Below are 22,473 nucleotides of genomic sequence, written 5' to 3' on the forward strand. Positions count from 1 at the left end.
TCAGCAGCGCACCGGCTTCGCCCACGAGCATTCCAGCCCGCCGGGGGCCTCGGCGGTCCGCGCGCGGTCCGGGCGGACGGGGGCGATCGTGCCCTTGGCGGTGTCGGACGCCGCCAGGGTCACCACGATGGCGTCCTCGACGCTCTTCACGGACGGGGCCAGGTGGTTGTTGAGCACGACGCTGTAGACGAGCAAGCGGCCACCGGCGTCCGTGACGTACCCGGAGAGGGCGGAGGCGCCGGTCAGGGTCCCCGTCTTGGCCCGGGTGTTGAGGGCGGCGGCCGTGCCGCACATCCGGGTGCGGAGCGTGCCGCCCGTGGCCCGGTCGGGGGCGCAGGCGACGGGCAGGGACGCGTACCAGTCGGCGAACCAGGGGGCGTCCTGGACGGCGAGGAGCAGGCGCGTGAGCTCGGCGGCCGGGAACAGGTTCATCCGGGAGAGGCCCGAGCCGTCGACCTGCCGGACGGTGGACGTCCGGACGCCCTCCTCGCGCAGGTACGCGTCGACGGCGGCGAGCCCCGCGCCCCAGGTGCCGCGGCCGGCCGTCTCGTACCCGATCGTCTTGGTGAGGGCCTCGGCGTGCATGTTGTTCGACAGCTTCATGAACGGGCGCACGAGGTCCTTGAGCGGCATGGAGCTGTGCGTGGCGAGGACCCTCGCGGCCGGGGGAGTGGCCATCCCGAGCCGGGGCGGCCCCCCGACCCGTACGCCCCGGGCGGCGAGGGCGTCGGCGAAGACGGCCGCCGCGTACCCGGTCGGCTCCCAGACGGTGATCCACTCCTTGGTGGGCGCGCCCTCGAGGGGAATCTCGCCGGTCACGGTGAGGGTGTTCGTGCCGTGCTCGCGCTCGATCGTGAGCGTGTCCGGGCGGCCGGCGGGGACGGTGACGGCGCGGTTGTCGACGCGTACGTAGTCGGTCGCGGGCGTCACGGTCACCCGGGGTCGCGCGCCCGCCCCGGCCGCCGGAGCCGCCTCGACGACGACCGTGCCGGAGTCGTAGTCGGTGTCGGGGGCGACCGTGAGCGGGGAGATCTGCGCCGAGTAGTACGACGACTCGTCGTCGGCGGCCCAGGAGCGTCCCAGCCGGTTCGCGTCGAAACGGGTGTCGTCGGCGACCAGCCGGCCGGCCACCCGCCGGACGCCGGCGGCCGCGACCTGGGCGGCCAGTGCCTCGTAGTCCCTGGCGAGGGTGGTCGGGTCGCCCGTGCCGCGCAGGTACAGGTCGCCGAGGAGGACGCCGCTCCTGGGGCGGGCGGTGGCCAGGACCTCCGTACGGAACCGGTACTCCGGGCCGAGCAGCGCCATGGCGGCGACGGAGGTGGCGATCTTCGTGTTGGAGGCGGGCATGAGCCGGTCGCCCCCGTCGCGCTGGTACAGGGTCTCGCCGGTCCGGGCGTCCGCGACGACGACCCCCGCCGCGCCGCCGTCCAGCCGTGGGTCGGTGAGGATCGTGTCGATGGCCCCCTTGAGCCCGGTGTCGGAAGGTCCCGCCCCGGCGGTGAGGGTGCTCGCCGTGAGGAGTCCGGCAAGCCCTAACGCGAGGATGGTGACGCGCGTCACATGTCTGCTCATGAGGAGGAGGATGGCGGAGCGTGCCCGGGCTGGGAAGGAGGCGTGTCAGGCGGGCGGGTGCACCTCGACGTACATCTCGGCGGGGAGGCGGTCCGCGCCGGTGACCTGAAGCCGTCGCGTCTCGATCCGCCGCAGCGAGCGCAGCCCGGCGAGGGGGGAGAGGTCGACCGGGGCCGCCGGGCCCGGTCCCGGGCTGATCAGGCTGAGGTTTCGCAGGTGGGGGAACACGTCGGCCAGTCGGTGGAGCGTCCGGTCGCCGTCGGCGATAACGAGGCCGATCCCCGTGACGCCGGGAAGCGCGAGGGACGCGGGGCAGGACGCCAGGGAGGCGGACGCGCAGGCCAGGTACTCCAGGCTCGGCAGCTCGGCCAGGTCCTGCCAGTCGTCCGCCGACAGCCGGCCCAGATAGGCGGCGAACCGGAGCGCGGGGTAGCGGCGCAGCCCGCCCAGCCCCTCCTGGGGAGGCGCCGGCATCTCCAGGTGCTCGAGCGGGGCCTTCGGCGGCAGGCAGGCGAGGCTCCACGTGGTGTCCTCGGAGACGTACACGCGCAGCGTCCGCAGTTGGTCGAGTGAGGCCAGACAGTCCAGGTCGGGGTGCGCCCTGGGCCTCGCCACCCGGAGCCCCTCCGGGGAGACGTGCCGCAGCACGGCGGCCAGTCCGGTGGCGGAGACGCCCTCCCGTACGTCGAGCCGGGGCATCCGCAGGCCGAGGCGCAGCAGGGCGTCGGCCTGGTCGTCGGAGGCGATCGTGAAGTCGAGCCCGTCCGGGTCGACCCGGGAGACGATCTCCTCGGCGTAGGCGGCGGTGTCGAACCGGGACCACGCCCAGATGAGCTGTGACCGCACCGGGAGGTACGGGTGGCCGGCGAACCGTGCCAGGTAGGGCAGGGCGGCGTCCGACGCGATGTGGGTGGCGGTGATGACCACCATCCGGGCCTGTTCGTCGTCCAGGTCCTCCGGGCCCGGGAGCAGGTCCAGTACGAGGGGGCCGACCGAGGCCAGTTCGCGGGCCTCCTCCGGGCTGCGGGGCGGGATGACCTCCGCCGTGCGGTCCAGCAGGGCGCGCCGGAGGCCGGGGGCCAGTTCCGTGGCGTGTTCGAGGGCGGCCGCCGCGACGAAGAGGATGCGGAGCCGGGTGCGGCGGTCGGTGGCGCGGTCGGCGGCGGCCAGCAGCTCGGTGAGGATCTCGGCGCATTCGCGCGGGCGGGCGTGGGCGACCGCCATGCGGATGACGTCCTCCCACTGGTCGTCGCCCGCGTGGTCGGTCAGGACCCCGATGTGCCAGTCGTCGACGATGGCCTTGGCGGCGAGGTAGTCCTGGAAGGTCCGGTGGACGAAGTCCACGGCGTCCGGGCCGGGCTCCCGCAGCAGGCCGCTGCGGTGGAGCAGGTGCTGGAAGACGGCCTCCGGTTCGCCGGCGGCGGCCGCGTCCGGGATGGCCGCGATCGCGTCGAGCACGATCGTCCGGGCGCGGGACCGGTCCATCTCGGTGCGGCCGTTGATCGTGAGCCAGTACGCGAGCCGCTGGATCAGCCGGATCTGCGGGGCCTCGCCGAGGTCGACGCCGGTCGGGTCGCCCATGTCGCGCTCGCGGTCGCGGCGGGCGAGCAGCATGTCGAGCGCGGCGTCGTACAGGCCCTTGCGGCCGCGCGGGAGGAAGCCGCGCCGGTCGCGGTGCAGGGCGCAGATCAGGCCGCACATCAGGGGGTTGGTGGCCAGCCTGGCGAGGTCCTGCTTGGTGCGCAGGGCGTCGAGCAGCGGCTGCTCGTACGACGTGGCGTCCGGGCCGGCGGCCGCGTGCCAGCGGCGGACGAACGCGGTCGCTTCCGTGCGGCTCATCGGGGTCAGCGCCAGCTCGGTGAAGCCGTCCGCAGCCAGCCAGTCGTCGCGTACGGCGGACGGGCGGGAGGTGACGAGCCAGCGGTTGCCGGTGCCGTACGCGGCGAGCAGGTCGCGCAGCCAGCGGCGGGTGCGGTCGCGCTCCGGTTCGGGCACCTCGTCGATGCCGTCGACGAGGATCAGCCCGCGCCCGGAGGACAGCACGCGGTCGGCCCAGCCGTCGGGCGGGGCGAGGGGGCAGCCGACGGCCGGCAGGAAGCGGTCGGGGGCGGGCAGCCGTTCGCCGTGCCGGGTGAGGGTGCGCAGAGGCAGGACGAAGGGCACGCGGTCCCCCAGGTAGGCCATGCGCGCGTCCGGGTCGCCCTTCGAGGCCGAGACCGCCAGCCACTGGACCAGGGTGGTCTTGCCGGAGCCGGCGACCCCGCGCAGCAGGACCCGGTCGTGCTGGGCGAGCGCCTGGTCGGCGGGGCGCGGGGCGGGTGCGGCCTCCTGGTCGCACACCGTGCAGGAGAAGCCCGGCCGGGGCGCCGGCCGCGTGTCCGGGGTGCTCGCCTCCAGGGACAGGTACGCCGCGTCCAGTGGCCAGGCGTCCGGGGTGGTGTGCAGGTCGATGCCGTAGATGGTCAGGCTGCCGTGCTTCTTCGCGACGTAGGCGCGGTAGCGGAGCTCGAACGAAGCGTCCCGGGCGAAGGGCCGGGGCGTACGGGCGATGAGGGCGTCGACCTTGGCGATCAGCTCCGCCTGGGTGTGGGCCTGCTCCACGAGGGTGCGGGCGACGAAGGTGGAGCGCTGGGTGAAGAAGTGCAGGATGTGCAGGCAGGCCCACTCGGTGAGGGAGTCCAGGAAGCCGGCCGCGTCGGTCGAGAGCCCCGCGGGGCCGGGTGCCGCGCGGCGCAGCCTGCCCGCGAGCTCGCGGTGGCCGAGGTGCACCGCCTGGACGTCGTCCATGTCCAGGTCGCCGAGGGCGAGCAGGGTCCGGGTGAGGGCGTCGGTGACGGCTTCGGCCTCGTCGTGCGGGAAGGGCGGCTCGCCGGGGGTGGCGAGCGCGTCGGCGACGAGCCGTGCGGCCAGCCTGCGGACGTCCCGTTCGGTGAGCGTCCGCTTCTCGCCCCGGAAGGAGACGAGCCGGGTCAGGCGGACGCGCTGCTCGGCCAGCCCGGCGCCGGGGCCGTCCTGGACCAGGAGCTTCCTGATCAGTGGCGCGATCGCGCTCGACGCGAGGCGGGTCCCGATGAGTGCTGGATCCACGTGCGTCCCCCCGGAGCCACGGCGTGATCGTCGACGCGTCGAGACTAGCCCGGGTCGCGTGGCCCCCGTCACGATTCCGGAGGACTTCCGGGCCGGTGGCCGTGACAAGGCGCACAGGTGTTTTGGGCGGTACTACGTGGAATAGTGCGTTCCGCCGGGTAGGAGGGGCGGCCCCGTGGGCGCGGGCGGGGGGCCGGGGCGGGTGCGGTGGCCGAGGGGGCGGTGACCGGGGCGGAAAGCGCCAGGCTGTCGGGGCCCGGAGAGGGATGAACCTTGCTTTCTTCGGACATTTCGGGCTGTTGCCCTGCGGTGAGGTGGCGCGTCAAGCGTCCAGGTCACACCGGACGGCCTACGACCAGATGTCGTAGATGGGCGGTTTGAGGCGGGATGGGTGGGCGGGTTACCAAGGATGAGCCCAACCACCCGGCGCACTCTTCGCGTCGGGTCCGCTCTTGTCCGGAGGACTTCCCCGTATGTCGAAGCGCGTCAAGCACCCCGCCCGTAACGCCGTCGTCGCCCTTGCCGCCGCCGGCGTGGGAGCGTCGATGGTGTTCGGAGGCGGTGCCGCCGTCGCCGCCGACAGCAAGACGGTTCCCGCCGCGGGTCCCGCGGCCGCCGTCGCGGCCCAGGCCCACACGCAGGCGGCGCAGGCCAAGGCCGCCCAGGTGAAGGCGGCCCAGGTCGCCGCCGCGAAGAAGGCCGCCGCCAAGAAGGCCGCCGCGGCCAACGCCGCCAAGAAGGCCGCCCTCGCCAAGAAGGCCGCCGCCAAGAAGGCCGCGTCCTGGGTCAAGCCGGTCGCCCGGTACACCCTGACCGCCAGCTTCAACCAGGGCGGCGCCATGTGGTCCCACAAGCACTCCGGCCAGGACTTCGCCGTGCCGGTCGGCACCGTGGTCAAGGCCGCCCACTCCGGCGTCGTCGTGAAGGCCGGCCCGAACGGCGGCGGCGACGGCTCCGCGTACGGCAACGCCGTCGTGGTGAAGCACGCGGGCGGCACGTACACCCAGTACGCCCACCTGTCGAAGATCAACGTCCGTGTCGGTGAGACGGTGAAGACCGGCGAGACCATCGCCCGCTCCGGCAACACCGGCAACTCCTCCGGCCCGCACCTGCACTTCGAGATCCGTACGACCCCGAACTACGGTTCCGCGCTGAACCCGGCGAAGTTCCTGCGCGGCGAGGGCGTCGTCATCTGACGACCGCGCTCAGCCCCGGGCTCCCTGGTGGGCCCGGGTCACCAGATCGACGGCGACTTCGAGGACGGCGGCACGCTTCTCCTCGGGGTCGCCGTCGACGTGCTGCATGAAGAACATCCCGGCGTGCATGGTGAACAGCGCGCTGATGCACCGCACCCGGTCCGCCATCGGGAAGTCCGGTTCCTGGATCAGTTGCGTGAGCGTGACCATGCGCTCCTTGAACGTCTCGCCGATGCTCAGGTCCCGCACGGTCGCCTGGTTCTCCTGCATGAAGCGGAAGAGCGGGGCGGCGCCGATGAGGGCCGCGTGGTAGCGCCGCAGGATCTCCTGCTTGGCCTCCAGGGTGCGCGGCTGCTGCTCGGCCCAGGCGATCAGCTCGTCGATCGGCCGCGTCAGATCGCGGAAGAGGCTGATGACGATGTCTTCCTTGGTCTTGAAGTGGTAGTAGAGCGCCGCCTTCGTGACGTCGAGGTGCTCGGCGATCTCGCGCAGCGAGGTCTTCTCGTATCCCTGCTCCGCGAAGAGTTCGAGGGCCACGTCCTGGATGCGCTGACGGGTGTTGCCTCTGGCCATGGTCCGCTCCCACGAAACTTGCTTGACGCCCGGCTAGTAACGGGTCTACCGTCCCCAGTCTAGTAACTAGCCGGGCGGCAAGTAAGTAACGGGAGTAGGGATCATGTCGGAACCCCTGGAGAAAGCGGCGCCGGTGCCCGAGGCGGCACCACCGCGCAGCGTGCGAGTCGTCCTGCTGGCACTCATGATCGCCATGCTGCTGGCCATGCTCGACAACATGATCATCGGCACCGCGATGCCGACGATCGTCGGTGAACTGGGCGGCCTCGCCCACCTGTCCTGGGTGGTCACCGCGTACACCCTCGCCACCGCCGCCTCCACCCCCATCTGGGGCAAGCTCGGCGACCTCTACGGCCGCAAGGGCACCTTCCTCACCTCGATCGTCATCTTCCTCATCGGCTCCGCGCTCAGCGGCATGGCCCAGGACATGGGCCAGCTCATCGGCTTCCGGGCCGTGCAGGGCCTCGGCGCCGGCGGTCTGATGGTCGGCGTCATGGCGATCATCGGCGACCTCATACCGCCGCGCGAGCGCGGCAAGTACCAGGGCATGATGGCCGGCGTGATGGCCCTCGCCATGATCGGCGGACCGCTCGTCGGCGGCACCATCACCGACCACTGGGGCTGGCGCTGGTCCTTCTACATCAACCTCCCCCTCGGCGCCGTCGCGCTCACCATGGTCACCACTGTCCTGCACCTGCCGAAGCGCGACCGGGACCACCGGCCCCGCATCGACTACCTCGGTGCCGTGCTGCTCACCGTCGGCATCACCGCGATCGTGCTCGTCACCACCTGGGGCGGCACCGAGTACGCCTGGGGCTCCTCCGTCATCGTGGGCCTGAGCACCCTCGGCGTCGCCGCCCTGGCCGGCTTCCTCCTCGTCCAGACCCGCGCGCCCGAGCCGATCATGCCGCTGCACATCTTCCGCAACCGCAACTTCACCCTCATGTCGGTGATCGGCTTCCTCACCGGCTTCGTGATGTTCGGCGCCATCCTCTTCCTGCCGCTCTACCAGCAGGCCGTGCAGGGCGCGTCCGCCACCAACTCGGGCCTGCTGCTCCTGCCGATGCTGCTGGCGATGATGGCCGTCTCGCTGATCGCCGGACGCGTCACCACCGACACCGGCAAGTACAAGATCTTCCCCATCATCGGCGGCGCGCTGATGGTCGCCGGACTCTTCCTGCTCGCGCAGATGGACACCGAGACCTCCCGGCTCACCTCGGGCGTCTACATGGCGGTCCTCGGCGCCGGCATGGGCTTCCTCATGCAGATCACCATGCTCGTCGCACAGAACAGCGTCGAGATGAAGGACATGGGCGTCGCCTCCTCCTCGACCACCCTCTTCCGCACGCTCGGATCGTCCTTCGGCGTCGCCATCATGGGCGCGCTGTTCACCGGCCGGGTGCAGGACGAGATGGCGGCGCGCGGCGGCGGCGCGGCCACCCAGCAGTCGGCCCAGCTGGACGCGGCGAGCCTGGCGAAACTGCCGGAACAGCTCCGCGAGGCGTACCAGGTCGCCGTGTCGTCCGGCACGCACCTCGCGTTCCTGGTGGGCGCGGCGGTGGCCGTCCTCGGCTTCGTGGCGGCCCTCTTCGTCAAGGAGGTCCCCCTCAGGGGCGCGGGCCCGCGCAGCGCCCCCGCCGAGGAGGACCGCGAGGACGACGGCACGCAGCGGGAGCAGAAGGAGGGCCGGCTCGCGGACACCGCGGTCTGACCCGATCGCCCTTCCGGCCGGCGGCCTTCCGCGGATCCCCCGCTCCGGCCGCGGTCCGACCCGACCCTCTGCACGACGGCCGAGGGGCCCCACCCGGTACCGGGCGGGGCCCCTCGGCCGTCAGGGCGCGTCGGGCAGCCGCAGTATCGGGAAGCTGCCCGTCGTCGTCGGCGCGTGCTCCGGCAGCCACAGCACCGCGATCGCGCCGCCCGTCCCCGGCGCGGTCCCCGTGGGCGCCGCGTTGCGGAAGGTGAGCCGCGCGCCCAGCACCCGCGCCTGGCCCGCCGCGATGGTCAGGCCCAGGCCGTGCCCCTGGCCGGCCCGGTCGCTCGCGCCCGTACGGAACCGGCTCGGCCCCTCGCGCAGCAGGTCCTCCGGGAACCCCGGCCCGTGGTCGCGGACCCGCACCACCCGGCCCTCGACCGTCACCTCCACCGGCCCCTTGCCGTACTTCACCGCGTTCGCCAGCAAATTGCCCAGGATCCGCTCCAGCCGGCGCGGATCGGTGTTCACCCACGACTCGTGCACCACCCGCACCACCGCGTCCGGGTACAGCGCCACCACCCGGCGCTCGACGAACTCCCCGAGCGCGACCTCCTGGAGCTCGGCCCGCTCCGAGGCGCTGTCCAGCCGGGCCACCTCCAGCACGTCCTCCACCAGCGTGCGCATCGCCTGCGCCCGGTCCCGCACCAGTTCCGTCGGCCGGCCCGGCGGCAGCAGCTCGGCCGCCGTGAGCAGCCCGGTCACCGGGGTCCGCAGCTCGTGCGCGATGTCCGCGGTCACCCGCCGCTCGGCCTCGATCCGCTCGTTCAGCGCGTCCGTCAGGGCGTCCACCGCCCGGGCCAGCTCGTCCGTCTCGTCGCGCACGACACCGCCGATGGCGTCCCGTACGCGCACCTCCGTATTGCCCTGGGCGACCTTCCCCGCCGCGGTCGCCGCCTTGCGCAGCCGCCGCGACAACTGGCCACCGATCAGCACACCCAGCGCGCACCCGCCGAACACCACCGACACCGAACCGACCATCAGGGCCTCGTCCAGGTCCCTCATGATGGTCGTGCTGCGGCTGGCGAACTGGCTGTGCAGCGACAGCACGTCCCCGTTGCCCAGCGGCACCGCGGCCCACACGTCCGGCGGCCCCTCCGGGTGCTCCTGCACGTACGTACCGCGCCGCCGCTCCGCCATCAGCTCGTCCAGCTGCTCCGGGAGCGCCGGGTCGTTGAGCTTCGCCCCGAACTTGGGGTCGGTCTTCGGCTTGGCCGACTCGTACATCCGCTGGGCGAACAGCAGCCGTTCCATCTGTACGTCACGGGCGTTGCCCAGCATCGAGACGCGGGCCGCGTTGTGGACGACCAGGCTCAGCGCGACCGCGACCAGCGCGCCCACGGCGGCGATGGCGATCGAGATCTTCCATCTGACACCCGTGCGCAACGACGGCGGCTTCATCCCTTGAGCTTGTAGCCGAAGCCGCGGACCGTCTCGATCCGGTCCTGGCCGATCTTGGTGCGCAGCCGCTGCACATGGACGTCCACCACCCGGGTGTCGCCGCCCCAGCCGTAGTCCCAGACCCGCTCCAGCAGCTTGTCGCGCGACAGGACCGTGCCCGGCGCCGACGAGAACTCCAGCAGCAGCCGCATCTCCGTCGGGGTCAGCGCCACCGGGACACCGCCCCTGCGGACCTCCATGCCGTCGGTGTCGACCTCCAGGTCCCCGAAGACCAGCACCCCGCCCTGGTCCTGCCCCGACCGGTCCCCGTCACCGCCGGGCCCGCCCGCCGGACCGCCCGCGTGCCCGAAGCGGCGCAGCACGGCACGGATGCGGGCCACCAGCACGGCACCGTCGAACGGCTTGGTGACGTAGTCGTCGGCGCCCGCCTCCAGGCCCAGCACCACGTCGATCGAGTCGGCACGCGCCGACAGCATGATCACCGGCACGGTCGACTCGTCGCGGATGCGCCGGCACAGGCTCACGCCGTCCATGCCCGGCAGCATCACGTCCAGCAGCGCGATGTCCGGCTGCCGGCTGCGGAAGGACTCCAGGCCGGACAGCCCGTCCGGCATCGCCGTCACCGCGAAGCCGTCGCGCTCCAGGGCGAGCTGCGTGGCCTCCCGGATGACGTCGTCGTCCTCCACGAACAGGACATGGGTCTCGGCCATCGACGTCTTCTCTCCGTGCTCTCTCAGTTCTTGGGGGGAGCGGTCGGCTCGGCGGGGCCGTCGATGCCACCGTCCCCGACGGTCTTGCTGTACTCGTTGTGGACCCGGTCGTGCTCGGTGAACTTGCTGCCCGCCCACCGGTAGGTGATCACGTCCTCGCCGGACGGGTACGACACCGGGTCGCCCTCCGCGTACACCTGCTTGGTGACGACCAGGTCCCCCCGGTCGATCGTCGAATAGACCGCCGGCTCCTCCAGCGAGAAGACGTTCTCGTACGACGTGCCCTTGACGTCGTCCTTCCCCGGGGCCAGCCGGTAGACGTACGTGCCGACCCCCACGGCGTCACCGCACGTCAGCACGTTCACCACCACGTCGTGCGTACCGGAGTCCGTCAGCGTCCCGTAGGAGGTGTCCACGGGGTAGGCGTCCGCCACGCACGGCTTCAGGTCGTCCTTGACCCGGTCGCTGACCTTCGGGTCCGTCATGATCAGCCGGACCGGATCCACCTTCTTCACCTGCGAGGACGCCGACGACGCCGGGGCGGGCGCGCTCGACGGCGTGCCCTGGTCGGCCCGCGCCGCACCCTCGTCCCGCGTCCCGGTGCCCCCGGTGGAGCACCCGACCGTGAACAGGCCGACGGCGGCGGCCACCGCCATCGCCGTGGTGCCCGCCGCCCGGAACCTGCCGGTGCCGCTCGGGACGCTCCCGCTGTCTCTGGCGCTCAGGCCGCGCACCGCTCCCGCCCCCGTTCGTGGACACGTCCGGCCGCGCGCTCCGCACGGCCGCCACGCTCCAGGACGCGGGCGTCGCTGTCGACGGCCCGGTTCTCCAGCTCCTGCCGGAGACGGGCGAGCGCCCGGTGAAGCGTGGACTTCACCGTACCGGTCGACATGCCCAGCGCGGCGGCCGTCTCCTCGGTGCTCATCTGCTCCCAGTGGCGCAGCACGACGACGCTGCGCTGCTTGGGCGCCAGCACCTTCAGGATGTCCATCAGCAGGGCCCGGTCGGCGTGCTGCTCGGTGGCGTCCTCGACCGACGCGTCCGGCAGCTGCTCGGTGGGCACCTCCTCCAGCTTCCGGGCGCGCCACCACTCCGTACGCGTATTGATCATCACGCGGCGCAGGTAGGCGTCGGCGAGGGACTTGTCCGCTATGCCGTCCCACCGGCCGTACGTCCGGGCCAGCGCCGTCTGCAGGAGGTCCTGCGCGTCGACGGGATCGGGGACGAGACGCCGGGCGCTGCGCAGCAGGGCGTCCTGTCGTGTGCGTACGTACTCCTCGAATTCGAGCACCTCGCCGTGCGACATCCCGAACCGCCTCCGATCCCCGTGAAACCCCGTGTACCGCTTACGTCGGGAGACGCTACGGAGCGGTTGTCACGGGGTTGTCCGCACAGACCGTCGGCGGACGCACGGCTGGCCATCGGTTGTGTAACAGCGGTGGTGTTACACAGCGGGGCGCGGCGCGGAAGGACCCCGCCCCCGGGGCCTCAGCCCGCCGGGAGCCGGTACCGGCCGCCGTCCAGGGGCTCGACCAGACCGTCGGCGACCAGCCCGTCCAGGGCCCGGGCGCGCTGCACCGGCTCGTCCCAGACCGCGTCGAGCGCCGCCTGCTCCACCGGGGTCACCGCCTCCCGCAGGACGGCGAGCAGCCGGCCGCGCACCTGGCGGTCCGTCCCCGCGTACGTCTGGCCGCGCCGGGCCGGGCCGTCGTGGGCGGGCTTGCCCGCCAGCCGCCACGCGCACCGGCCGGCGATCGGGCACCGGGCGCAGTCCTCGTTGCGGGCCGTGCACACCAGGGCGCCCAGCTCCATGGACGCCGCCGCCCAGCGGGCCGCCCTCCGCTCGTCGTCCGGCAGCAGCTCCCGCGCCAGGCGCCGCTCGGCGGCGGTCGTGGCGTTCGGCGGGTACTGCACACCCGTCACCGACCGGGCGAACACCCGCCGCACGTTCGTGTCCAGCACCGCGTGGCGCTGCCCGTACGCGAACGACGCCACCGCCGCGGCCGTGTACTCCCCGATGCCGGGCAGCGCCAGCAGCTGGGCGTGGTCGTCCGGTACGTCGCCGCCGTGCCGCTCCGTTATCGCCACCGCCGCGCCGTGCAGCCGCAGCGCGCGGCGCGGGTAACCGAGCCGGCCCCAGGCGCGCACGGCCTCACCGGGGGCCTCGGCGGCCAGGTCCGCCGGGCGGGGCCAGCGCGCCAGCCACTGCTCGTACACCGGGAGCACACGGCTCACCGGCGTCTGCTGCAGCATGAACTCGCTGACCATCACCCCCCAGGCGCCCGCCTCGGGGCGGCGCCAGGGGAGGTCGCGGGCGTTCTGCTCGAACCAGGCGAGCACGGGCGCGTGCAGGCCCGCGGCGTCGGGCCCGGTCTCGGGGGAGAAGGGGATCGCAGTCATGGCACCCCCGATCCTGGCACGTTCCTCAGGAACGGCGGTGCATCGGCTCCCGGCGCCGCCGGCCCCCGGCACGGCCCGCCCCCGGTGCCGCCCCCGCCCCCGGGGCCGTCACCGGGGCCGGGACCGACGGCCCCGGACCGGCCAGCCACGCGGCGACGGCGGACCGGCTCGTCCGCATCGTGCCGGCCAGCGCCCCCGTGGGCCCGGTCAGCAGCCGGACGAACAGCACCGCCGCCAGCGCGCCCAGCACCAGACCGGCCGCCACGTCGTGCGGGTAGTGGACACCCACGAACACCCGCGAGAAGGCCATGAGCAGAGCCATCGGCACCGTCAGCCAGACGATCCCGCGCCACGCCATCGCGAGGGCCACGGCGGCCGCGCCCGCGATGGCCGAGTGGTTGCTCGGGAACGACCAGTCGCCGTACGGCGGGCACTCCACGATCGACGCGGCCGCCCCCGCCACCGCCCGGCACGGACGCTCCTCGTCCACCACCGACTTCAGCAACTCGCTCACCACGTACCCGAACGCCGTGCCCAGCGGCGCCAGGACGGCCAGCGCCACGGCCCGGGAGTCGGCGGGACGCGCCCGCCACCAGCCGACGAGGAACAGCACGCCGAACAGCAGCAGGCCGGCCTCCGTCCACAGTTCGGCGACGAGCTGCAACCAGCCCGGTGTGTCATGGGCGAAGTCGGTGATGTCGCGATAGAGGTCCTGGCTCATGGTTACGGACGGTACCTGGCCCCCGGAGCCCCCTGGGACCCGAGCCCGGTCCTTCGAGTGTGATCATCGGCAAAACTTGGTGCACAGGCGGCGGGTGGGGCGGGAGTTGGCGTCGATCTCTCGTACAGTTTGGGCGTGGGATCTCTGCGCAATCCGGTCGGGCCGCTTCCCTCCTCCATCTACTGGCGACGGAGGGCAGTCGCGGCGAGCCTGGTCGCGCTCCTCGCGCTGCTGATCGTATGGTTCGTCAGCTCCGGTGACGACAACGGGAAGAACGGCGGCGACACCTCCGACGGAGCCGCGCCCGCCACCACCATCACCCCGGGCCCCTCCCGTCCCGGAGCGGCGATCAGCGAACAGCCGGGCGGCCGCGACGAGTCGAGCGCCGGACAGGGCGACGACGGCGGCAAGAACGGCGACACCTCGGCGCCGGGCGGCCCCGGCGGCGGCACGGACACCGGCGGCGACGGCACGGGCACCGGACCGGGCGGTGCCGGCACGGGCACCACGTCCGGGGGCGGCTCCGGCGGCGGCACGGACACCGGCGCGGGCGCCGGCGGCCAGCAGGTCCCCGCGAACTCCCCCCTCCCCAACTGCACCTCCACCGCACTGCAGTTGACGCTGCGCAGCGTCAAGGTCGGTTACGCGCCCGGCGAGAAGCCCCGCTTCCAGCTGGTCGCCCGCAACACCTCCGCCACCACCTGCAAGACCGACCTCGGCGCGAAGACCGCCGTGCTCACCATCAAGAACGACGAGGCCGACCAGGTCTGGTCGTCGAAGGACTGCCCCAAGGGCTCCGGAACGCTGCTGCTGCGCGTCCCCGCGGGCGGCAGCGTCACCCACACCGTGGAATGGGACCGCCGCCCGAGCGCCCCGCGTTGCGCGACGCCCCCCGCGACGGCCGCCGGACCGGGCACCTACCTGGTCGAGGCGGCGGTGCCGGGCGTGAAGGTCATGCCGGCGTCGTTCACCCTCACCAAGGACTGACGGGGCGGCCGGCGGGTCAGACGTACCGCTCGAGGATCGACGACTCGGCCAGTCGCGACAGCCCCTCGCGCACGCTGCGGGCCCGCGCCTCGCCGACACCGTCGACGGTCTGGAGGTCGTCGACGCTCGCGGCGAGCAGCTTCTGCAGACCGCCGAAGTGCTCCACGAGCCGCTCGATGATGGCACCGGGCAGCCGCGGGACCTTCGCCAGCAGCCGGTAACCCCGCGGCGAGACCGCCGAGTCCAGGGCCTCCGGCGACCCGGTGTACCCCAGGGCACGCGCCACGATCGGCAGCTCCAGCAGCTCGGCGTGGCTGAGCGCGTCCAGCTCGGTGAGCGCCTCGGCGACCGTGCGCGACCGCTTGGCCGTCGGCTCCGGCACGTAGTCGCGCACCACCAGCTCCCGCTCCGGCTCCACGCCCGCGATCAGCTCGTCGAGCTGGAGCGCGAGCAGCCGGCCGTCCGTGCCGAGCTCGACGACGTACTCGGCGATCTCGGTGGCGATCCGGCGCACCATCTCCAGGCGCTGGGCGACGGCGGTGACGTCCCGGACCGTCACCAGGTCCTCGATCTCCAGCGCCGACAGCGTCCCGGCGACCTCGTCGAGGCGGAGCTTGTACCGCTCCAGCGTGGCGAGTGCCTGGTTGGCGCGGGACAGGATCGCGGCCGACTCCTCCAGGACGCGGCGCTCACCGTCGACGTAGAGGGCGATCAGCCGCATCGACTGCGACACCGACACGACCGGGAAGCCGCACTGCTTGCTGACCCGGTCCGCCGTGCGGTGGCGCGTACCGGTCTCCTCGGTCGGGATCGACGCGTCCGGCACGAGCTGCACGCCCGCGCGGAGGATCTTGGTGATGTCCTTGTCGATGATGAGCGCGCCGTCGAGCTTGCACAGCTCGCGCAGCCGGGTCGCGGTGAACTCCACGTCCAGCACGAACCCGCCCGTGCACATCGACTCGACGGTCTTGTCCATGCCCAGCACGATGAGACCACCGGTGTTACCGCGGAGGATGCGCTCCAGGCCGTCACGCAGGGACGTACCCGGCGCGACCGCGCTGAGGGAAGCGCGCATCAGCGCTTCGTTGCCGGAGCCCGCGCCGGACTTTCCGGGAGCTGCTGCCCCGTCCTTGGCTGCCACTGCACTCCTCCGGCTCGTACGGATGGGCGAGACCTGGGCAAAGTCTAGCGACCCCGCCCGCAGCCGTCGGGCTCCCGCCCGGTCCGCCCGGTAATCGGACGCGCCCGGCACCGGACCGGCGGGGTGCGATGCGGTTCCCACCGGCCGACCTGCGCGAACCCCTATGTCCCGTTCCATCCCGGTCCGTTCCGGGTGGCCGCTCGCCTCCTCACGGTCCCGCCCCGGTGCGGTGCCTGTCCGGCAGGCGGCAGGGTGCGGCCCCTCCGGGCTCACCCCCCGGTCGCCCGGCGACCGGTTTCTGCGCGGTTCCGCCCGGTGCGGCACCTGTCCGGCGGGTGGCGGGGTGTGGCCCCTCCGGGCTCACCTCCTCGGGGCCGGCGGCCCTGGGTCACATGCAAGGGAGCCCACCCCTTGCCGCCAACCCCTGCGGGGGCGACCCTGCACGGCCCCACCCCGGGCCGTCGCCCGCCTGCGGGCCGGTGGGTGGAGGGCTCGGCCTCGTACCACCGCGTTTGCTGTCTGCGCGCTGTGTTGCGACGGCGAGTCGTGGCACGGAGTACGGCGAGGAGGGGCCGTGCAGGGTCGCCCCCGCAGCGGATTGGCGGCGAGTGACGGTCACTGGACCGGCTGGGCGCCCCGCCAACCGCGAGGAGGTGAGCCCGGAGGGGCCCCGTACCCGGCCCACCGGCAGAAAGCACCCCTGCCGCGAGCACCGCACCGCACCGGTGACCGCCCCGCCCCCGGCCCACCGGCAGAAAGCACCCCGGCCACGCCCGGCACCGGACACCGACAGCAGCCGCCCCTGCCGCGAGCACCGCACCGCACCGGTGACCGCCACCGCGAGCGGGGCCGGGGCCGGGTGTCAGGACTGGGGGGCGTCCTCCCGGGCTGGGGCGCGGCGGCGGGCGCGGGGCAGGACCCGCAGCGCGTCGCCCATGTCGGCGACCTCCGTGACCTTCATGCCCGGCGGGACCTTGCCGGGGTCGACCGGGACCAGCGCGTGCGTGAAGCCCAGCCGGTGGGCCTCGGCGAGCCGCCGCTGGACGCCCGTGACGCGCCGGACCTCGCCCGCGAGGCCGACCTCGCCGATGGCGACCAGGTTCTTCGGCAGCGGGGTGTCGCTGGCCGCCGAGGCCAGCGCCAGCGCGACCGCCAGGTCGGCGGCGGGTTCGGAGAGCTTGACCCCGCCGACCGTCGCGGAGTAGATGTCCCGCTTCCCGAGCGCGGTGATCCGCCCGCGCTGTTCCAGGACCGCCAGCATCATGGAGACGCGGGAGGTCTCCAGGCCGGAGGTGGTGCGGCGGGGTGACGGGATCTGCGAGTCGACCGTGAGCGCCTGCACCTCGGCGACCAGCGGGCGGCGGCCTTCGAGGGTGACGGTCAGGCAGGTGCCGGGGACGGCTTCCGCGCGGCGGGTGAGGAAGAGTCCGCTCGGGTCGGCGAGGCCCGTGATCCCTTCGTCGTGCAGTTCGAAGCAGCCGACCTCGTCCGTCGCGCCGTACCGGTTCTTCACGCCCCGGACCAGCCGCAGCCGGGCGTGGCGGTCGCCCTCGAAGGACAGGACGACGTCCACCAGGTGCTCCAGCAGGCGCGGGCCCGCGATGGCGCCGTCCTTGGTCACGTGGCCGACGAGCAGGGTGGACATGCCCCGCTCCTTGGAGGCGCGGATGAGCGCGCCGGCGACCTCGCGGACCTGGGCCATGCCGCCCGGGGCGCCGTCGATCTCGGGGGAGGCCACCGTCTGGACGGAGTCGAGGATCAGGAGGGACGGCTTGACGGCGTCGAGGTGGCCGAGGACGGCGGACAGGTCGGTCTCGGCCGCGAGGTACAGGTGGTCGTCGATCGCGCCGATCCGGTCGGCGCGCAGCCGGACCTGGCTCGCGGACTCCTCGCCGGTCACGTACAGCGTGCGGTGGTCGTCGCTCGCGGCCTTCGCCGCGACGTCGAGGAGGAGGGTGGACTTGCCGACGCCGGGCTCGCCCGCGAGGAGGACGACGGCGCCGGGCACCAGTCCGCCGCCGAGGACGCGGTCCAGTTCGTCGACGCCGGTGCTGCGGGCGGTGGCCTGCCGGCCGTCGACCTGGCCGATCGGGAGCGCGGCGGTGGAGACCCGGCCGGCGGACGTGGTACGGACGGCGGGCGCGCCGTACTCCTCCACCGTGCCCCAGGCCTGGCACTCGGGGCAGCGGCCGAGCCATTTGGCGGTCGTCCACCCGCACTCGGTGCAGCGGTAGGAGGGCCTGTCCTTGGCGGATTTCGTACGGGCAGCCATGCCGAAGACCGTAGCGGGCCCCACTGACAACGCCTCCCGCGCGCCCCGGTGAGGGCTTCCCGTACGGGACCCGCGGGGCGGTGGGGGCCCCAGGGGTGCTGGTGGGTGACCGGCGCGGAATCTGCGCTTCCTGTCCCCTTTTGAGGGATACGTTCACCCGTAAGGATTAAAAGTGCGCAAGGGGTACGAAGGGTGTGCCGTCCACTGCCTACGGTCGCCGGGTGATGAGCAGCAGGCTGGAGACCCCCACGCACACCACCGGCGCACACCGGGCACTGCGTCGCGCGCCCCGCACCCTGGCCCAGCGCCCGCCGGCCCGGTACGAGCCGTACCTGGACGGCCTGTTCACGTACTGCCTGTCCGTGCTGTGCGACCACGACGCGGCGACCGAGGTGCTGGGCGACGTACTGGCCGTCTCCGAGCGGCAGTTCGGACGCTGCCCCGCCGCCGACCCGGAGCGCAGGGCATGGCTGTACGCCCTCGCCCGCTGGGCCTGCCTGCGCGAGCTGGGCGAGCAGCGGCGCCGCCGCGCGCAGCAGGGCCGGGGGGCGCACGCCGCGCGCCCGACCCCGTCGGTGCCCCCGCCCGCCCCCGCGCCGTCCGCCCCCGTCCCGCCCCCCGCCGGGGACACCGTGCACGCCCCGTCCGGTATCACCGAGCACCGCCTGCGCGAGCTGGCCGTGCTCGCCTGGCCCGAGGCGGCCGGGACCACGCCCGAGCAGCGCGAGGCGCTGGAGCTGGCCGTACGGCACCAGCTCGCCGCTCCCCAGGTCGCCGCCGTCCTCGGCATGGAGCCCTCCGCCGCCCGCGAGCTGCTGTCCGCCGCCGCCTGCGAGGTGGAGCGCACCCGCGCCGCCCTGGCCGTCGTCGAGAGCGGCACCTGTCCCGCGGTCGCCCGGCTCACCGGCGACCACGAGCTGCTGCTCTCCGCGACCCTCCGCCGCGAGCTGGTCCGGCACGTCGACGACTGCCCGCGCTGCCGAAGAGCCGCCGAGCGCGCGGGCGCGGGCGGCCCCTGGCCCGGCTCCTCCGTCACCCCCGCGAAGCTGCCGCTCGTCGAGGCGCCCAGGGCGGCGGCGTACATGGCGATGCTGCACGTCCCGCGGGCCCGGGCGGCCGGCCCGAGGTTCGGGCGCGACGGCTTCCCGCTGGACCCCCGCGACCACGCGGCCCGCCGGGACCGGCTGCGGGCGCGGGCGGTGACCACGACCGTGGTGGCCACCGTCGTCGCGGCGCCGGTGTTCGCCCTGTGGGCCGCCTACCGGGGCGCGCCGCTGACGGGGGAGGGGCGCGACGGCACCGCGGTCAGCGCGGCCGAGGCCGGCGACCGGGCCCCGGACGAGGGCGGGCCGGACGGCCGTCCCGACCACTACCAGAACGCCGGCAGCGCCCGGAGCGACCGGGGCGGCCGCTCCGCCCTGCCCGGGCCGTCGCACCTGTCGGTGGAGGTGATCAGTCCGGGCACGCCCCCGCCGGCCGCGCCCGGAGCGCGCGGCCCGGGCCGTGTCACGGTCACCGCGCAGCCGTCCGGCCGCGACACCACGGTGCTCACGCTCACCGCGTCGGGCGGCGCCCCGGTCTCCTGGTCCCTGTGGACGAACGCCCCGTGGCTCTACGCCGACCGCGCCTCCGGCACCCTCGCCCCCGGGCACTCGGTCACCGTGCACGTCACGGTCGACCACGCCCGCGAACCGGCCGGCGCCTGGACCGCCCGCGTCGGGGTCGACCCGGCGGGCGCGGTGGTGGAGATCGACGGCCACGGCGCGCGCCGCCCGCCGTCCTACCCCCGCCCCGGTACGCACACCGCGCCGACGACCGTGCCGGCGACGAGGCCCGCGACGAGCCCGCCGCCGTCACCGGACCCCACGCCCACGCCGGCGCCCCCACCGACGCAGTCGGCGCCCCCGTCGACCCCGCCGCCGTCACCGGACCCGGCGCCCTCGGACACCCCGCCGCCCGCCACCGGGGACCCGGCGCCGGAGCCCCCGCCGGCATGAGAGGCCTCAGGCCACCGGGTCCGCGGGGTGCGGCGCCACCAGCGGCAGCTGCGACGCCAGGCGGGCCTCGCACAGCTCCACCAGCACGTCGTACGCCTCCTTGCCCATCAGCTCCGTCAGCTCCGGGCGGTACGTCACGTACACCGGCTCGCCCGCGCCGTGCGCCGATGTCGCCGAGGTGCACCACCAGTGCAGGTCGTGCCCGCCCGGACCCCAGCCCCGCCGGTCGTACTCACCGATCGAGATCTGCAGCACCCGCGTGTCGTCGGGGCGGTCGATCCAGTCGTAGGTGCGCCGCACCGGCAGCTGCCAGCACACGTCCGGCTTGGTCTCCAGCGGCTCGCGGCCCTCCCGCAGCGCCAGGATGTGCAGCGCGCAGCCGGCCCCGCCCGCGAACCCGGGACGGTTCTGGAAGATGCAGGAGCCCTCCCAGCGGCGCGTCTGGCGCTCGCCGTCCTCGTCGAGCTGCACCCACCCGCCGGCCGAGGTGCCCTCGTCGTGGAACTGCCACAGCTCGGGCGTGAGCCGCGCCACGTGCGACGCGACGCGCGCCTCGTCGTCCTCGTCGGAGAAGTGCGCGCCCAGGGTGCAGCAGCCGTCGGCCGCGCGCCCCGCCTGGATGCCCTGGCAGCCGCTGCCGAAGATGCAGCTCCAGCGCGAGGTCAGCCAGGTCAGGTCGCAGCGGAAGACCTGCTCGTCGTCGGCCGGGTCGGGGAACTCCACCCACGCACGGGGAAAGTCCAGACCCTTTTCATCGGAAACGCCCGGAATGGGCAGTTCGGGCAGTACGGGGGACTTCTCGTGCTTCTTGGCGGGCTTCGCCTTCTTCGTCTTGGGCACACACCAAGCGTATGCGCCCGGCGCAGTAGCGTTCGGGGCATGAGACTCGGAGTTCTCGACGTCGGTTCGAACACGGTGCACCTGCTGGTGGTGGACGCCCACCCCGGCGCCCGGCCCCTGCCCGCCCACTCCCACAAGGCGGAGCTGCGGCTCGCCGAGCTGCTGGACGCGGACGGCTCCATCGGCGAGCGGGGCGTCGAGCGCCTCGTCACCATCACCCACGACGCGGTGCGCACCGCCGAGGACAAGGGCTGCGAGGAGGTTCTCCCCTTCGCGACCTCCGCCATCCGCGACGCGGCCAACGCCGACGCCGTACTGAAGCGGGTCAAGGACGAGACCGGCGTGGACCTCCAGGTCCTCTCCGGCCCGGAGGAGGCCCGCCTCACCTTCCTGGCCGCCCGCCGCTGGTTCGGCTGGTCCTCGGGGAAGCTGCTCCTGCTCGACATCGGCGGCGGCTCCCTGGAGATCGCGTACGGATTCGACGAGGAGCCCGACGCGGCCGTCTCCCTGCCCCTGGGCGCCGGACGCCTGACCGCCGGCTGGCTGCCCGGCGACCCGCCGGACCCGGCCGACGTGAAGGCGCTGCGCCGCCACGTGCGGGCGGAGATAGCCCGTACGGTCGGCGAGTTCGCCCGCTTCGGGCGACCGGACCACGTCGTCGCCACCTCCAAGACGTTCAAGCAGCTGGCCCGGCTCGCCGGGGCGCCCGGCTCCGGCGAGGGCCCGTACGTGCAGCGCGAACTGAGCCGCACCTCGCTGGAGGAGTGGGTCCCGAAGCTCTCCGTCATGACCACCGCCCAGCGCTGCGCCCTCCCCGGCGTCTCCGACGGCAGGGCGCCCCAGCTGCTGGCGGGAGCGCTGGTCGCGGAGGGGGCGATGGACCTGTTCGGCATCGAGGAACTGGAGATCTGCCCGTGGGCCCTGCGCGAAGGAGTCATCCTGCGTCGGCTGGACCACCTCCCGACCTCCTAGCCGGTGCCCGTAGGCTGTCCCTCGTGGCTGAAACGTCGGAATCAGTGGTGCGCATCCCGGACGCGAAGGTCGCCCTGTCCACGGCCTCGGTCTATCCGGAGTCGACCGCGACGGCCTTCGAGATCGCCGCGCGCCTGGGCTACGACGGCGTCGAGGTCATGGTGTGGACCGACCCCGTCAGTCAGGACATCGAGGCGCTGCGCCGCCTCTCCGACTACCACCGGGTGCCGATCCTCGCGGTCCACGCGCCGTGCCTGCTGATCACCCAGCGCGTCTGGTCGACCGACCCGTGGGTGAAGCTCCAGCGCGCGCAGGCCGCGGCGGAGAAGCTCGGCGCGTCGACCGTCGTCGTCCACCCGCCGTTCCGCTGGCAGCGCCAGTACGCCCGGGACTTCATCGACGGCATCTGGCGGATGGCGAACGAGACGGACGTGCGGTTCGCGGTCGAGAACATGTACCCCTGGCGCTACCGCGACCGCGAGATGCTGGCGTACGCGCCCGAGTGGGACGTCAGCCAGGACGACTACCGCCACTACACGATCGACCTCTCGCACACGGCGACCGCCCGCAGCGACGCCCTGGAGATGGTCGCCCGCATGGGCGACCGCCTCGGCCACGTCCACCTCGCCGACGGGCGCGGCTCGGCGAAGGACGAGCACCTGGTCCCCGGCCGCGGCACGCAGCCGTGCGCCGAACTGCTGGAGCACCTCGCGGGCTCCGGTTTCGACGGCCACGTCGTCATCGAGGTCAACACCCGGCGCGCGATGTCGGCGGCCGAGCGCGAGGCCGACCTGGCGGAGGCGCTGGCCTTCACCCGGCTGCACCTCGCCTCCTCGGCCCGCGTCCGATGA

The 22,473-nt window shown here is 73.8% G+C and carries 18 protein-coding genes; 6 read left to right on the plus strand and 12 right to left on the minus strand.

The genetic code is table 11. The features are described from left to right. Both dacB and A4V12_RS01990 read right to left on the minus strand, forming a co-directional pair. Window positions 1-1,572 carry a D-alanyl-D-alanine carboxypeptidase/D-alanyl-D-alanine endopeptidase gene (gene dacB / locus A4V12_RS01985; RefSeq protein ID WP_064067385.1) on the minus strand — a complete coding sequence of 524 codons (1,572 nt, stop codon included), beginning with the start codon at window positions 1,570-1,572 and terminating at the stop codon, window positions 1-3. A gap of 45 nt (window positions 1,573-1,617) precedes the next feature. Beyond that, on the minus strand, window positions 1,618-4,659 hold the full coding sequence (locus A4V12_RS01990; protein WP_064067386.1) for an NACHT domain-containing protein: 3,042 nt from the start codon (window positions 4,657-4,659) through the stop codon (window positions 1,618-1,620). A gap of 473 nt (window positions 4,660-5,132) precedes the next feature. On the opposite strand from A4V12_RS01990, the gene A4V12_RS01995 reads away from it, so the two are divergent. Continuing rightward, the gene (locus A4V12_RS01995) at window positions 5,133-5,855 is read left to right on the plus strand and encodes a M23 family metallopeptidase (RefSeq protein ID WP_064067387.1); all 723 of its coding nucleotides are present in this window, start codon (window positions 5,133-5,135) and stop codon (window positions 5,853-5,855) included. Window positions 5,856-5,864: 9 nt separating this feature from the next. On the opposite strand, the gene A4V12_RS02000 is transcribed toward A4V12_RS01995, so the two are convergent. Continuing rightward, the gene (locus A4V12_RS02000; RefSeq protein ID WP_064067388.1) at window positions 5,865-6,428 is read right to left on the minus strand and encodes a TetR/AcrR family transcriptional regulator; all 564 of its coding nucleotides are present in this window, start codon (window positions 6,426-6,428) and stop codon (window positions 5,865-5,867) included. A 103-nt stretch (window positions 6,429-6,531) separates the two neighbouring features. On the opposite strand from A4V12_RS02000, the gene A4V12_RS02005 reads away from it, so the two are divergent. Further along, window positions 6,532-8,139, plus strand: coding sequence for an MDR family MFS transporter (locus tag A4V12_RS02005; RefSeq protein WP_064067389.1), 1,608 nt, complete (start codon window positions 6,532-6,534; stop codon window positions 8,137-8,139). 120 nt (window positions 8,140-8,259) lie between these two features. Here A4V12_RS02005 and cseC read toward each other — a convergent pair whose 3' ends face one another. The 6 genes from cseC to A4V12_RS02035 form a co-directional block, all read right to left on the minus strand. Continuing rightward, window positions 8,260-9,582, minus strand: a complete 1,323-nt coding sequence (cseC, locus tag A4V12_RS02010) for a two-component system sensor histidine kinase CseC (RefSeq protein ID WP_064067390.1) — start codon at window positions 9,580-9,582, stop codon at window positions 8,260-8,262. Continuing rightward, window positions 9,579-10,292: a two-component system response regulator CseB gene (gene cseB, locus A4V12_RS02015; RefSeq protein WP_064067391.1), complete on the minus strand. Its 714-nt coding sequence runs from the start codon at window positions 10,290-10,292 to the stop codon at window positions 9,579-9,581. Before cseB ends, cseC begins: the two co-directional genes overlap by 4 nt. A gap of 23 nt (window positions 10,293-10,315) precedes the next feature. Beyond that, window positions 10,316-11,026: a hypothetical protein gene (locus tag A4V12_RS02020; protein WP_423543916.1), complete on the minus strand. Its 711-nt coding sequence runs from the start codon at window positions 11,024-11,026 to the stop codon at window positions 10,316-10,318. Then, a complete protein-coding gene (locus tag A4V12_RS02025; protein ID WP_064067392.1) occupies window positions 11,014-11,598 on the minus strand; it encodes a SigE family RNA polymerase sigma factor in 585 nt (194 codons plus the stop codon). The genes A4V12_RS02020 and A4V12_RS02025 overlap by 13 nt, the downstream gene beginning before the upstream one ends. A 182-nt stretch (window positions 11,599-11,780) precedes the next feature. Continuing rightward, on the minus strand, window positions 11,781-12,692 hold the full coding sequence (locus A4V12_RS02030; protein WP_064067393.1) for an A/G-specific adenine glycosylase: 912 nt from the start codon (window positions 12,690-12,692) through the stop codon (window positions 11,781-11,783). Window positions 12,693-12,717: 25 nt separating this feature from the next. Beyond that, on the minus strand, window positions 12,718-13,413 hold the full coding sequence (locus A4V12_RS02035) for a phosphatase PAP2 family protein (RefSeq protein ID WP_079136735.1): 696 nt from the start codon (window positions 13,411-13,413) through the stop codon (window positions 12,718-12,720). A gap of 135 nt (window positions 13,414-13,548) precedes the next feature. Between A4V12_RS02035 and A4V12_RS02040 the strand changes: the two genes are divergently transcribed. Further along, window positions 13,549-14,400 (plus strand): hypothetical protein, encoded by an 852-nt coding sequence (locus A4V12_RS02040; RefSeq protein WP_064067394.1) that lies wholly within the window; start codon window positions 13,549-13,551, stop codon window positions 14,398-14,400. 16 nt (window positions 14,401-14,416) lie between these two features. On the opposite strand, the gene disA is transcribed toward A4V12_RS02040, so the two are convergent. After that, window positions 14,417-15,541 (minus strand): DNA integrity scanning diadenylate cyclase DisA, encoded by a 1,125-nt coding sequence (disA, locus tag A4V12_RS02045; protein ID WP_031077317.1) that lies wholly within the window; start codon window positions 15,539-15,541, stop codon window positions 14,417-14,419. 862 nt (window positions 15,542-16,403) lie between these two features. Further along, window positions 16,404-17,813: a DNA repair protein RadA gene (radA, locus tag A4V12_RS02050; RefSeq protein WP_064067395.1), complete on the minus strand. Its 1,410-nt coding sequence runs from the start codon at window positions 17,811-17,813 to the stop codon at window positions 16,404-16,406. Between the two features lie 224 nt (window positions 17,814-18,037). Here radA and A4V12_RS02055 point away from each other — a divergent pair, with 224 nt between their 5' ends. After that, window positions 18,038-19,810, plus strand: coding sequence for a BACON domain-containing protein (locus tag A4V12_RS02055; RefSeq protein WP_079136736.1), 1,773 nt, complete (start codon window positions 18,038-18,040; stop codon window positions 19,808-19,810). A 6-nt stretch (window positions 19,811-19,816) separates the two neighbouring features. Here the strand turns inward: A4V12_RS02055 and A4V12_RS02060 are convergent, their stop codons facing one another. Next, window positions 19,817-20,650 (minus strand): hypothetical protein, encoded by an 834-nt coding sequence (locus A4V12_RS02060; RefSeq protein ID WP_064067397.1) that lies wholly within the window; start codon window positions 20,648-20,650, stop codon window positions 19,817-19,819. 39 nt (window positions 20,651-20,689) lie between these two features. Between A4V12_RS02060 and A4V12_RS02065 the strand changes: the two genes are divergently transcribed. Beyond that, window positions 20,690-21,622 carry a Ppx/GppA phosphatase family protein gene (locus A4V12_RS02065; protein ID WP_064067398.1) on the plus strand — a complete coding sequence of 311 codons (933 nt, stop codon included), beginning with the start codon at window positions 20,690-20,692 and terminating at the stop codon, window positions 21,620-21,622. A 44-nt stretch (window positions 21,623-21,666) separates the two neighbouring features. Continuing rightward, complete coding sequence (locus A4V12_RS02070; RefSeq protein ID WP_079136737.1) at window positions 21,667-22,473, plus strand: sugar phosphate isomerase/epimerase family protein; 807 nt, start codon at window positions 21,667-21,669, stop codon at window positions 22,471-22,473.

Source organism: Streptomyces noursei, from assembly GCF_001646665.1.
Lineage (GTDB): Bacteria > Actinomycetota > Actinomycetes > Streptomycetales > Streptomycetaceae > Streptomyces > Streptomyces lavendulocolor.

What these genes read in the sequence shown, in the direction of transcription:
- dacB (WP_064067385.1), bottom strand. Translation starts at nt 1,572, where the DNA reads ATGAGCAGACATGTGACGCGCGTCACCATCCTCGCGTTAGGGCTTGCC.
- A4V12_RS01995 (WP_064067387.1), top strand. Translation starts at nt 5,133, where the DNA reads ATGTCGAAGCGCGTCAAGCACCCCGCCCGTAACGCCGTCGTCGCCCTT.
- A4V12_RS02000 (WP_064067388.1), bottom strand. Translation starts at nt 6,428, where the DNA reads ATGGCCAGAGGCAACACCCGTCAGCGCATCCAGGACGTGGCCCTCGAA.
- A4V12_RS02005 (WP_064067389.1), top strand. Translation starts at nt 6,532, where the DNA reads ATGTCGGAACCCCTGGAGAAAGCGGCGCCGGTGCCCGAGGCGGCACCA.
- cseC (WP_064067390.1), bottom strand. Translation starts at nt 9,582, where the DNA reads ATGAAGCCGCCGTCGTTGCGCACGGGTGTCAGATGGAAGATCTCGATC.
- cseB (WP_064067391.1), bottom strand. Translation starts at nt 10,292, where the DNA reads ATGGCCGAGACCCATGTCCTGTTCGTGGAGGACGACGACGTCATCCGG.
- A4V12_RS02025 (WP_064067392.1), bottom strand. Translation starts at nt 11,598, where the DNA reads ATGTCGCACGGCGAGGTGCTCGAATTCGAGGAGTACGTACGCACACGA.
- A4V12_RS02030 (WP_064067393.1), bottom strand. Translation starts at nt 12,692, where the DNA reads ATGACTGCGATCCCCTTCTCCCCCGAGACCGGGCCCGACGCCGCGGGC.
- A4V12_RS02035 (WP_079136735.1), bottom strand. Translation starts at nt 13,413, where the DNA reads ATGAGCCAGGACCTCTATCGCGACATCACCGACTTCGCCCATGACACA.
- radA (WP_064067395.1), bottom strand. Translation starts at nt 17,813, where the DNA reads ATGGCTGCCCGTACGAAATCCGCCAAGGACAGGCCCTCCTACCGCTGC.
- A4V12_RS02055 (WP_079136736.1), top strand. Translation starts at nt 18,038, where the DNA reads ATGAGCAGCAGGCTGGAGACCCCCACGCACACCACCGGCGCACACCGG.
- A4V12_RS02065 (WP_064067398.1), top strand. Translation starts at nt 20,690, where the DNA reads ATGAGACTCGGAGTTCTCGACGTCGGTTCGAACACGGTGCACCTGCTG.